This is a genomic window from Streptomyces mayteni (assembly GCF_054783955.1).
In genome coordinates this window covers 1-11,965 of sequence record NZ_BAAGPR010000167.1, presented here as the reverse complement: position 1 = coordinate 11,965, position 11,965 = coordinate 1, and the positions used below count along the sequence as shown (strand labels likewise).

9 protein-coding genes are annotated in these 11,965 nt (G+C 72.7%); 5 read left to right on the top strand and 4 right to left on the bottom strand.

Going from position 1 to position 11,965, the window contains the following annotated elements; all coding sequences use genetic code 11:
- Positions 1-576 (bottom strand): hypothetical protein (locus ACYVPE_RS37335; protein WP_461038283.1); only part of this gene is annotated, 576 nt, incomplete at its 3' end.
- Positions 577-833: 257 nt separating this feature from the next.
- Between ACYVPE_RS37335 and ACYVPE_RS37330 the strand changes: the two genes are divergently transcribed.
- Entirely contained in the window at positions 834-2,132 is a 1,299-nt protein-coding gene (locus tag ACYVPE_RS37330; RefSeq protein ID WP_461038282.1) for a pectate lyase family protein, read from the top strand.
- Between the two features lie 68 nt (positions 2,133-2,200).
- Here the strand turns inward: ACYVPE_RS37330 and ACYVPE_RS37325 are convergent, their stop codons facing one another.
- The 3 genes from ACYVPE_RS37325 to ACYVPE_RS37315 form a co-directional block, all read right to left on the bottom strand.
- The gene (locus ACYVPE_RS37325; protein WP_461038281.1) at positions 2,201-3,316 is read right to left on the bottom strand and encodes a cytochrome P450; all 1,116 of its coding nucleotides are present in this window, start codon (positions 3,314-3,316) and stop codon (positions 2,201-2,203) included.
- Complete coding sequence (locus ACYVPE_RS37320; RefSeq protein WP_461038280.1) at positions 3,313-4,812, bottom strand: cytochrome P450 family protein; 1,500 nt, start codon at positions 4,810-4,812, stop codon at positions 3,313-3,315. The genes ACYVPE_RS37325 and ACYVPE_RS37320 overlap by 4 nt, the downstream gene beginning before the upstream one ends.
- Before the next feature lie 186 nt (positions 4,813-4,998).
- A complete protein-coding gene (locus tag ACYVPE_RS37315; RefSeq protein ID WP_461038279.1) occupies positions 4,999-6,036 on the bottom strand; it encodes a LacI family DNA-binding transcriptional regulator in 1,038 nt (345 codons plus the stop codon).
- A 240-nt stretch (positions 6,037-6,276) separates the two neighbouring features.
- Here ACYVPE_RS37315 and ACYVPE_RS37310 point away from each other — a divergent pair, with 240 nt between their 5' ends.
- The 4 genes from ACYVPE_RS37310 (at position 6,277) to ACYVPE_RS37295 (ending at position 11,119) form a co-directional block, all read left to right on the top strand.
- A complete protein-coding gene (locus tag ACYVPE_RS37310; protein WP_461038278.1) occupies positions 6,277-7,596 on the top strand; it encodes an ABC transporter substrate-binding protein in 1,320 nt (439 codons plus the stop codon).
- A 32-nt stretch (positions 7,597-7,628) separates the two neighbouring features.
- Complete coding sequence (locus ACYVPE_RS37305; protein WP_461038277.1) at positions 7,629-8,666, top strand: carbohydrate ABC transporter permease; 1,038 nt, start codon at positions 7,629-7,631, stop codon at positions 8,664-8,666.
- Entirely contained in the window at positions 8,666-9,586 is a 921-nt protein-coding gene (locus ACYVPE_RS37300) for a carbohydrate ABC transporter permease (RefSeq protein WP_461038276.1), read from the top strand. Before ACYVPE_RS37305 ends, ACYVPE_RS37300 begins: the two co-directional genes overlap by 1 nt.
- 105 nt (positions 9,587-9,691) lie before the next feature.
- A complete protein-coding gene (locus ACYVPE_RS37295; protein WP_461038275.1) occupies positions 9,692-11,119 on the top strand; it encodes a GH1 family beta-glucosidase in 1,428 nt (475 codons plus the stop codon).
- Positions 11,120-11,965: the final 846 nt, after the last annotated feature.

The window sequence follows — 11,965 nt, the reverse complement described above, 5'->3', positions numbered from 1 at the left end:
GCTGAGCCGGCCGCCGGCCCGGTCGAGGGCGAGGGCGGGGCTGCCGGCGAGCGCCGGCGGGTCGAGCAGCCGGCGGCCGTCGACGGCGGCGAGCGCCAGCACGCCGCGGCGGCCGAGGTCGGCGCAGGCGAGGGTGGTTCCGTCGGCGCTGGCGGCGAGTTGGGGGCGGGCGCCGTCGCCGAGTCCCGCGTCCCGCGGCCGGCCGAGCGAGCGGCGCCAGCGCTCGGTCGGGCCGCCGAGCGACCAGTGCACGAGCTGGCCGATGTGCTGCTCCTCGGTGCCGCCGAGGGCAACGGTGAGCGTGCCGCCGTCCGGGCTGAGCAGCAGGTCGCGGACCAGCCCCGGGTGCGGTCGGCGCACGGTGGGGCGCAGCGGGGCCGGCGGGCCGCCCGACTCGGCGTCGAGCAGCAGCAGTTCGCCGAGCCCGTGGAACCAGGGCGCGGCGGTGGCGACAGCGACCCGGCGCAGCCCGTCGCTGGCCGCCACGGCGGCCACCCGCTGCGCGGCGGCCGGCCGCCCGGGCAGCGGGCGGCGGGTGTCCAGGTCCCCGGGGGCGCACAGGTGCCGAACTGCCATGGCAGGGACCTTAGACCGCGTTGCCGACGGTACGGGCGGCGTTCGGCAACCTTCTGGCAACGGAATCGCCAAGGTCCGGCAGCCGTGGCGTGCCGCGCGGCAACCTTCCGGGGTCCCGGCGGCGACAGGGGCATATGCGAAAGAACCCTGCCGGCCCGCTGTTGGCCGCCGCGCTCGCGGGCGCGCTGGCGCTCGTCCCCGGACCCGCCGCGGCCCACGTCGGTGTCGCTGAGTCATCGTCAGCGGGCCTCGTTGCCATGCCAGTCGGCGGTCCCACGGGTTGGGCGACGGCCGGTGCCGGCACCACGGGCGGCGCGGGCGCGGCGCCGGAGAGCGTGCATGTGGTGGAGACCCGGGCCGAGTTGGTCGAGGCGTTGGCCAACCACGGTGATCCCACGGCGCCCAAGCTCGTGCTGGTGCGCGGCGACATCGCCGGCAACGAGGCGGACGACGGCCGGCTGCTCGACGCCGCTGACTACGCGCCGGGTTGGGATCTGGAGCGCTACATGGCCTGTTTCGGCCCCGAGGGCACCGAGTGGAGCGACGCGCGCCACCCGTGGTGCGGCGAGCAGCGGCGGCTGCGCACCACCGGGTCCAACGCCCAGAAGCGGCAGATCCAGTTGACGGTGCCGAGCAACACGACGGTGCTCGGCCTCGGCCGGGACGCGCGGCTGCTCGGCGTCAACCTGACCATCAACACCGGGCGCAACATCATCGTGCGCGACCTGGAGTTCGAGGCGCCGGTCGACCACTTCCCGTCCTGGGACCCGTGGGACGGCGAGGACGGCGCGTGGAACGCCAGGTTCGACGCGTTCTCCGTCGTCACCGGCACCAACGTCTGGATCGACCACTGCACGTTCGGCGACGGCCGCTACCCCAACGGCGAGGCGCCGACCGGCTTCCACGGCGAGCCGGTGGAGCGGCACGACGGGCTACTCGACATGGAGGACGGCACGGACTACGTCACCGTCTCCTACAGCCGGTTCACGGACCACTCCAAGACGCTGCTGATCGGCTCGGGCGACGGCCGCGGCGACCGGGACCGTGGCCGGCTGCGGATGACGTTCCACCACAACCTGTTCGCGGACAGCGCCCAGCGCAGCCCGCGGGTGCGCTTCGGCCAGGTGCACGCGTACAACAACTACTTCACCGGCGCCACGGACGATCCTGACTACCCGATGCGCTACGGGATCGGCGTCGGTCTCGAGTCGGCGATCGTGTCGGAGTACAACGCGTTCGACTACACCGGTCCCGGCGCCTCGGCCGAGTTGGCGCTGGCCAATCTCAACGGGCACCGGTTCCTGGACCGCGGCTCGTGGTTCCGCGGTCGGCCGACCGACCTGAACGCCGTGGCCGCGCGGCAGTTCGAGGAGCGGGCCGCCGAGGCGCGGGCGCTGCCAGAGCCGCCCGAGTGGGCGCTGCGCGAGTTCACCACGGACGTGGGCTGGCGGCCGGCCGATGTGTACGACTACCGGCCGCAGCGCGACCCGCGGGCGGTGCGGGCCACGGTGCTCGCCCTGGCGGGCGCCGGCCGGCCCGCCGTGCCCTGGTCGTGACGCCGACCCGGGCGCGGGCCGCGCCTGTGGCGCCGGGCACCGGTCGGTGCCCGGTGCCCGGCGGGCGGTCAGCCCTCGGGCCGCAGCACCACCGGCAGTTCCCGGTGGCCGTTGATGCCGAGGGAGGGGACGCGGTCCGGGGCCCGGTCGACCAACGTCAGGTCGGGGAAGGCCACGAAGAGCCGCCGCAGCGCGACCTCGGCCTCCAGCCTGGCCAGCGAGGCGCCGGGGCAGCGGTGGGCCCCGACGCCGAACGCGATGTGCCGGCCGGCCTCCGGGCGCCCGGGCCGGAAGGTGTCCGGTTCCGGGAAGGTGTACGGGCAGCGCTGGATGGCCGGCATCGGCACCAGCACCGCCTCGCCCGCCCTGATCACCGCCCCGCCAGGCACGGTCACGTCCTCGGTGGCGTAGCGGAACATGATGTGCCGGGTGGGGGACTCCCACCGCAGCGCCTCCTCCACCACGTCCGACCAGGGGTCCTCGCCCGCCGCCTCACGGGCGCGGACGGCGGCGAGCGCCTCGGGGTGGGTGAGCAGCCCGCGGACCGCGTGGCAGATCAGGTTCACCGTGGTCTCGTGGCCGCCGATGACCGTGACCACCAGGTTGCCGATCACCTCGGCGACGCTCAACTCGCCCGCGTCCAGCGCCTCGACGAGCTCCATGGTGAGGTCGTCCCGGTCGCCGGCGGCCCGCTTCCGCTCGATCAGCTCGCCGAGCACGGCGGGGAAGCGCTGCCCCACCGTCTCCTGCACCTCGGCCACGGTGGCCTCGGAGTTCATCGCGGCGGCCGACAACTCGTGCAGCTCCAGCCGCAGTTCGCCGTCCTCGGGGACGCCGAGCAGGTCGCAGATCACGTCGAGCGGGAGCGGCAGCGCGAACGTGGCGCGCAGGTCGGTCTCGACGCCGGCCGGCCGCGCGGCGAGGTCGGCGAGCAGCCGCTCGACGATCCCGTCGATCCGCGGCCGCAACTCCCTGACGCGGCGCGGGGAGATGGCGCGCTGGACGGGCAGCCGGAGCCGGCGGTGGGTCTCGCCGTCGGTGGTGAGCAGGCCGCGGCCCTCGACGATGAAGAGCAGCGGCCAGTCGCTCGGTATCTCGCCGCGCCGGTAGGCGCCCCAGTGCGCGATGTCCTTGGCGAAGCGCGGGTCGCTCATCACCAGCGACGCCGTCTCGCGGGTGGTCACCGCTTTGGCCACCACGCCACCAGGGAGCGCCACCTGGGCAACCGGCCCGGCCGCTCGGAGGGCCGCTCCCTCGACTCCGTGGAGGTCTTCCGGGGCGGGCTCGAGGTGAACGGGGTGCTGTTGGATGTCCATCGGGTGGCGTCCTTGGGCTCGGCCGGGAGGCGGGGGAAGGTCACGGGCAGCGCGGCGGGGGAACGCGCCACGTACGGCAGGTCCCAGGTCAACTTCTCCCTGGGCACGGCCAGATCGATCCCGGGCAGCCGGTCCCACAGGACCTCGAGACCGGTCCTGACGATCAGCCGGCCCAGGTCGCGCGCCGGGCAGCCGTGGTTGCCGCCGCCCCAGGCGAGGTGGGCGTTGTTGGTGCGGGAGACGTCGAGGCCGGCCGAGCGCATCGTCATGCCGGAGGCCCCGAGGCCGACGATGGCCATGTCGCCCACGTCGAGCCGGTAGGGGCCGATCCTGGCGGGCTGGGTGGCCCAGCGGCCGAACAGGTTCTGGATCGGGGCGTTGACCCACATCACGTGGTTCATCGCCTCGTCCATCGAGCACCGGTTGGCGAGGACGTCCGCGTACAGGTCGTCGTTGCTGAGGAGTTCGAGCAGCGTGTTGCAGATCCAGGTGGTGCTGGCGCCGCGGCCGGCGACGATCTGGAGCCACACCTCCTCGCGCAGCTCGTGCTCGTCCAGCCCGGAGTCCCGGTTGTGGTGCAGGATCCAGGAGACCAGGTCGGGCCCGGGCTCCTCCCGCTTTCCCGCGACCAGGGCCAGCATCAGCCCGTCCAGGTCGGCGGCGGCGCGCTGGGCTTCTGGGCCGCCGCTCAGCATCTCGTGGATCGCGTTCCCGGTGGCGAGGGCGGCGCCCTCGTCCATGCCCATCAGCCGCATCATCACCAGCAGCGGCAGCTGGAGCGCGTACTCGGCGAGGATGTCGACCTCGATCGCCTCCGGCGGCGCGGCGGCCTCGCCGTCCTCGTCGACGTCGAGGTCGAGGTCGAGGTCGACGTGCGGCAGGAAGGAGTCGACCAGCTGGTGGGCGAGGTCCTCGACGAGGTCGCGGGTGCGCACCAGGTCGAGCTCGCCGAGCGCCTGGTTGCCCGCCGCCGCCATGCGGGTGTGCTCGGCGCCCTCGGCGTTGAGTCGGCTGCGGCGGTAGGCGAACTGCGGGACCAGCGGATGGTCGAGCGGCAACGCGCCGTCGGCGAGGTCCCGGTACCACCGGGAGTCCCGCGCCCACACCTGGCCCTGGTTGCGCAGGATCTCCAGCTGGTACACGTGGTCGAGCACCAGGTAGCCGCGGAAGACCCCGCTCTCGTCCAGCGTCACCGGGGCGACGGGGCCGAAGTCCCGGCGGAGCGCCTCGTAGTAGGCGAGCGGGTCCCGGGTGAACTCGGGACCGAAGAGCGGCGCGCTGCGCGGCGGCCAGGGCGCGGTCCGCTCGGGCCACGGAGCGCCGTTCGGCGTGGTCGAGACGGAAGTTGAGACGGATTCTGACACGGTGATCAGCCTTCAGTGACCAGCCCGGGGAGGCAACCGATGGTTACGGATTCGTTATCGGCCGTCCGCTCGGCGTGAGCGGCCGCGCCGCCCGCGCGTAGCCCGTCACCACCCCGCCGGATCCGGCGGGGTGGTGACGGGCTACGCGCGTCGCGACGGGTGAGGAGGGGGGGCGGCAGACCCGGCCTAGGAGGACGCGCGACGTACCAACTCCGTGGGCAGCAGCACGTGCGGGCGGTCCTGGCCGCCCTCGTTGATCAGCTGGAGCAACGCCCTGGTCATCGCCCGGCCCATGCCCTCGGTGGGCTGCCGGACGCTGGTCAGCGGCGGGTCCATGTGCCGGGCGAGCGCCGAGTCGTCGAAGCCGACCAGCGCCACGTCGCCCGGGACGGAGCGCCCCAGCTCGCGCAGCGCCCGCCTGGCCCCCATCGCCATCGGGTCGGAGGCGCAGAACACCGCGTCGAGCGCGGGCCGCCGCGCCAGCAGCTCCCGCATCGCCGCGTACCCGCTCTCCTCCGTGAAGTCGCCGCGGGCGACCAGCTCCTCGTCCGACGCCTTGCCGGCCGCGCGCAACGCCTCCCGGTAGCCGTCGAGCCGGCAGCGCGCCGCGTACATGTCGGCAGGACCCGAGATGGTCGCCACCGTGGAACGGCCACGGCCGAGCAGGTGCTCGACGGCCTGCTGCGCGCCGCCCACGTTGTCGCAGTCCACGTAGGGCACCGGCTCGTCCTCCGAGCGGCGGCCGGTCATCACCACGGGCAGGCCCATCTCCGCCAGCTGGTCGGGCAGCGGATCGTCCCCGTGGACCGAGACCAGCAGCACGCCGTCCACCCGGTCGCTCGCCGCGTACTGCGCGAACCGCGCCCGCTCCCTGGGCGCCCGGATCAACGTCAGCAGCAGCTGGATGTCCGTGTCGACGAGCTCGGCGCTGACGCCGCGGATTATCCCGGAGAAGAAGGGCTCGGAGAACAGCCGGCCCTCCGCCTCGGGCACCACCAGGGCGATGGCGTTGGACCGGTTGGCGGCCAGCGCCCTGGCCGCCTGGTGCGGTACGTAGCCGAGGTCGGCGATCGCCTGCTCCACCGCTGCCCGGGTGCGGTCACTCACCCGCGGGGAGCCGTTGATCACCCGGGAGACCGTCCCTCGGCCGACCCCGGCTCGCGCCGCGACCTGTTCAAGGGTCGGCCTCCCGTCACGGCCGGTGCCGCGTCTTGCCACTGCCATCGCATCCCTCCGTTTGCCCCCAGGATCCAACTACATCACGGAATCCCTGACGATCCGCCCTGGCGCTTGACACACTGGTGACGGCTCAGGAACCCTTCAACCCATCGCGATTGGGAGCGCTCCCATACCATCGAGACCCTACAGAACCCGTACGTTCCAAGCCCAGGGCACCCCCATCCCCCACACGCCGCACCAGCGCTGGGAAGGCAACGTCAGTGTGCGCCAGGAGGACGAGCCGTTATGCGCAATGAGGCCATCGCACGTCGAACGCACCGCAGAATCACCCGGGCACTCACCATGGGTGTCACCGGCGTCCTCGCCGTCTCGCTGCTCGGCGCCTGTTCGAGCGACAGCGACGACGAGAGTGACGGTCAGATAACCCTGAGGGTCGGCGTGTTCGGCCAGTTCGGCTTCGAGGAGGCCGGACTCTACGACGAGTACATGGAGTTGAACCCCGACATCACGATCGAGCAGGACTCGGTCACCGAGCTCGCGGACTACATCGCCCAGTTGCGCACCCGCCTCGGGCAGAACAGCGGGCTCGCCGACATCCAGGCCATCGAGGTCGGCAACATCGCCGAGATGACCACCGAACTCAGCGACGCCTGGGTCGACTTCAACGAGTACGACAACGTCGACCCCAGCCACTTCATGCCGTTCAAGGTCGGCCAGGCCACCGACCCCGACGGCCGTCTGATCGGTCTCGGCACCGACATCGGCCCCACCGGCATCTGCTACCGCACCGACTACTTCGAGCAGGCCGGGCTGCCCACCGACCCCGAGGAGGTGGGCGCGCTCTTCGCCGACTGGGAGTCGTACCTCGACGTCGGCGAGCAGTTCCAGGCCGACGGCCCCGAGGGCATCTCGTGGATGGACTCGGCCCCCGGCCTGTTCAACGCCGTGGTCTCGGGCTACGAGGAGCGCTACACCAACGAGGCCGGCGAGACCGTCTACCAGGAGAGCCAGGGCGTGTCCGACGCCTGGGACCTGGCCGTCGAAGCCTCCGAGCGCGGACTCACCAACAAGCAGCAGCAGTTCACCGACGACTGGAACCGCGCCATCGCCAACGGCGCCTTCGCCACCTTCTCCGCCTGCCCGTCGTGGATGCTCGGCCACATCGCGGCCCAGGCCGGGGACGAGGGCCAGGGCCTGTGGAACGTCGCCGCCTCCCCGGCCCCGTCCAACTGGGGCGGCTCCTTCATCGGTGTCCCGGAGGCCAGCGAACACCACGACGAGGCTGTGGAGTTGGCCGCGTGGTTGACCGCGCCCGAGCAGCAGGCCACGCTCTTCTCCGAGCGCGGCAGCTACCCCAGCTCGGCCGAGGCCCAGCAGCTGCCCGAGGTGCTCAACGCCACCAACCCGTACTTCGGTGACGCGCCCATCGGCCAGTTCTTCTCGGCGGCCGCCGCGGAGATCCCGTCCAGCCCGATCGGCCCGAACGACCAGGTGATCCAGGACGGCATCTCCCAGGGTCTCGTCCAGATCGACGCGCAGGGCGAGTCGCCGGAGAGCGCCTGGGAGTCCGTGGTCAGCTCGCTGGACAACGCCCTCGCGGAATAAGCAGCACATGCGGATCCAACCGGGACAGGTAGATGACTACTGACCACCGAGAGGCCGCGCCCCCCGTCACCCCGGGGGGCGCGGCCCCGCGCAGGAAGGACCCCGGCCGAGGGCCGACGGAGCCGGCCGACCCCAAGGCGGCCAAGCGGGCCGCCCGGCGCTCCCGACGCTATCGCTGGGACATCAGGTACAGCCCCTACGCGTTCATCTCGCCGTTCTTCCTCTTCTTCGCGGCCTTCGGCCTCTTCCCGCTGCTCTACACGGGTTGGGCCTCGCTGCACCAGGTGTCGCTGAGCCGCCCCAACGAGATGGAGTGGGTGGGCTTCGACAACTACACGCGGCTGTGGGACGACGAGTTCTTCTGGAACGCGCTACAGAACACGTTCACCATCGGCGTGATCTCCACGGTGCCGCAGCTGCTGATGGCGCTGGGGCTCGCCCACCTCCTCAACTACAAGCTGCGTGGCAGCATGTTGTACCGGGTGGCGATCCTCACCCCGTACGCCACCTCGGTGGCGGCCGCGGCCCTGGTCTTCGCCATGCTCTACGGCCGCGACTACGGCATGATCAACTGGGCGCTCGGCCTGGTCGGCATCGACAACGTCGACTGGCAGTCGGGCACCTGGACCTCGCAGTTCGCCGTCTCCTCCATCGTGATCTGGCGCTGGACCGGCTACAACACGCTGATCTACCTGGCCGCGATGCAGTCCATCCCCAACGACCTCTACGAGTCGGCGTCGCTCGACGGCGCGACGCGCTGGCAGCAGTTCCGCCACATCACGCTGCCCTCGCTGCGGCCGACCATCCTGTTCACCATCGTGGTCTCCACCATCGGCGCCACCCAACTCTTCGGTGAGCCCATGCTGTTCGGCGGTGGCGGCGCCGAGGGCGGCGCCAGCGGGCAGTACCAGACGCTGGGCCTCTACCTCTACGAGATGGGCTGGTTCAACCGTCACCTCGGCCGCGCGTCGGCCATCGCCTGGACGATGTTCCTGCTGCTGATCGTCATCGGGCTCGTCTACTGGGTGCTCTCCCGCTGGGTGGGCCGCAGCAGCGGGGAGGAGGAGTGATGGCGACCACGACCAGCGAGACACGGCAGGTCACCGGGGCGCCGGCGGAACCGCCGGGCGCCCGCCGCCCCCGTCGGCTGCGCCGTGCCGGCTCCGCCGGGCGGCAGATGCACGCGGGCTGGCTGACGTACACCATCCTGACGGTCTTCACCGTCGGCTCGCTCTACCCGCTGGTGTGGCAGGCGTTCGCCTCGTCCCACACCAACGCGCGGCTCGCCGAGTCGACCCCGCCGTTCTGGTTCGGCGGGCGGCTCTTCACCAACCTCGAGTCGGCGTGGACCGACGCGAACATGGGCCGGGCCATGCTCAACACGCTGTTCGTGGCCGGCACCATCACGGTCTCGACGGTGCTGTTCGCCACCCTGGCCGGCTTCGCCTTCGCCAAGCTCCGGTTCCGGGCCAAGAACCTGCTGATGCTGCTCGTCATCGGCACCATGATGGTGCCGCCGCAGCTCACGGTGGTGCCGATGTTCATGGCCATCGCCGAGTTGGAGTGGACCGGCCGGCTGCAGGCCGTCATCCTGCCGATGATGGTCAGCGCCTTCGGCGTGTTCTTCATGCGGCAGTTCCTGTCGCAGGCCCTGCCGAGCGAGCTCATCGAGGCCGCCAGGGTGGACGGCGCCAACAGCCTGCGGATCGTCTGGCACGTGGTCTTCCCCGCCGCCAGGCCGGCCATGGCGGTGCTCGGCATGCTGACCTTCGTCATGGCCTGGAACGAGTTCTTCTGGCCGATCATCGCGCTCACCCAGCAGAACCCGACGGTCCAGGTGGCACTGACCAACCTGGGCCGCGGCTACGTGCAGGACCAGGGCGTGATCATGGCCGGCGCGCTGCTGGCGACGATGCCGCTGCTCATCGCGTTCGTGCTGTTCGGCAGGCAGATCGTCGGCGGCATCATGAATGGAGCGCTCAAGGGCTGAGCCCCTTCGGTTCGCCGGCCGGGCCGCCGCCCGGCCGGCGGGCGGGCACCCCCCGGCGCGCGGCGTTCGATACCCTCATCCACGAGCAAGAATGGGAGCGCTTCCATGACTGAGAATGACCCCACCGAGACCGCCGGGGCCCTGTCCTTCCCCTCCGACTTCCTGTGGGGGTCGGCGACGGCCGCCTACCAGATCGAGGGCGCGGCGCGGGAGGACGGACGCACACCGTCCATCTGGGACACCTTCGCCCGCACCCCGGGCAAGGTGCTGGGCGGGGATACCGGCGACGTCGCCTGCGACCACTACCACCGGTGGCAGGACGACATCGACCTGATGGCCGAACTCGGCCTCGGCGCGTACCGTTTCTCGGTCTCCTGGTCCCGGGTGCAGCCGACCGGCCGGGGCCCGGCCGTCCAGCGCGGCCTCGACTTCTACCGGGCACTCGCCGACGGCCTCCTCGAACGGGGCATCACCCCGTCGCTCACGCTCTACCACTGGGACCTCCCGCAGGAGCTGGAGGAGGCGGGCGGCTGGCCGGTGCGGGACACCGCCGAGCGGTACGCCGAGTACGCCCGGATCGTCGGCGACGCGCTGGGCGACCGGGTGCGGCTGTGGGCCACCCTGAACGAGCCCTTCTGCAGCTCGTTCCTCGGCTACGGCTCCGGCGTGCACGCCCCGGGGCGCACCGAGCCGGAGTCGGTGCTCAAGGCGGCGCACCACCTCAACCTGGGCCACGGCCTGGCCACCCAGGCGCTGCGCTCCGTGCTGCCGCGCGACGCGCGGATCGGCGTCTCGCTCAACCCGGGCGTGATCAGGGCGCGCAGCGACTCGCCGGAGGACCAGGACGCGGCGCGGCGGATCGACGGGCTGCACACCCGGATCTTCTCCGACCCGCTGCTGCACGGCGCCTACCCGGAGGACCTGAAGCGGGACACGGCGCGCGTCTCCGACTGGTCCTTCGTGCGGGACGGCGACGAGGCGGCCATCCACCAGCCGCTCGACTACCTGGGCCTCAACTACTACACGCCCACCGTCGTCTCGGCGCCGACCGCCGGCCGCCCGGCGGCCCGCAACCACGCGCACGGCGTCTCCGACCACTCGCCGTGGGTCGGCTCCGAGAGCGTCGAGTTCCACCTGGCGCCCGGCGACCGCACGGACATGGGCTGGGTCATCGACCCGACCGGCCTCACCGACCTGCTGCTCCGCTTCAGCCGGGAGGCGCCGGGCCTGCCGCTCTACGTCACGGAGAACGGCGCGGCGTTCGACGACAAGCAGGACGACTCGGGCGCGGTCCACGACCCCAACCGGATCGCCTACCTGCGGGGCCACCTGGCCGCCATCCACGAGGCCATCGGCCAGGGCGCCGACGTGCGGGGCTACTACCTGTGGTCGCTGATGGACAACTTCGAGTGGGCGTACGGCTACAGCAAGCGGTTCGGGGTCGTGCACGTGGACTTCGAGACGCAGCGGCGGACGCCGAAGTCCAGCGCGCGGTGGTACGGGGACGTGGCGGCGACGGGGCGGCTTCTGTAGCCGGACTCCGCGGTGTGGCTGCGCCGCTGACCCGGCCGGCGTCTGGTGGCGCCGGCGCCCGCGTGCGGCCGCGCCGCCACCGAGGACCGGCTTCCGGGGGCTTCGCCCCCGGGACCCCCGGAAGCCACTGCCTGCCGGCCGGCTGCCCGGTACGACCGGGCGGCAGCACCGGGGCAGGCGCGGTCGGCGGCTCCGCGCCGGGGGTGCGTTGGGCGACCGTAGGTCGCCCCGCGCCAACGGAACGGTGCCCGCACTCGCCGCCCGAGCCAGACCGTGCGGCGGTCGCCGCTCCCGCTGCGCGGGCAGTGCCGACCAACGGGTCCGCGTCAGCGGCATGGACCCGCGGCGCCATCGCCACTCCCGGACCGACCGGCGGTCGCTGCTCGGTCCGCGCCAGCGGAGCGACGCCGGCAGCCTGGACCGGCTGGGCCGGCCGAACGGCGCTTGCCGCGCCCGATGCACGGGTGCTGCCAGCTGGCCACCCGGCCGAACCGAACGGCGTCGCTTCGCCCGCCGCGCGGGCGGTGCCGACCAGCGGGTCGGCCTCAGCGGAGCGCCGCCGGCACGGCAGGGACCAGCCCGGCCGGCCGAACGGCGGTCGCCGCGCCCGATGCACGGGTGCTGCCAGCTGGCCACCCGGCCGAACCGAACGGCGCGGGCGGTGTCGACCAGCGGGTCCGCCGAGGCGAAACGGCGCAGGCAGGGCCGCGATCGGCCTGGCTGGCCGAACGGCGCCGCAGCGCGCGGATCGGCCGGTGCCCGCGGGCCGCCCGGCTGGGACGGGGTGCGGCGTCGCCGCGCCCGCGCCGCCCGTGGCGGTGTCGTGAATCGTGAGATCACGCCCCT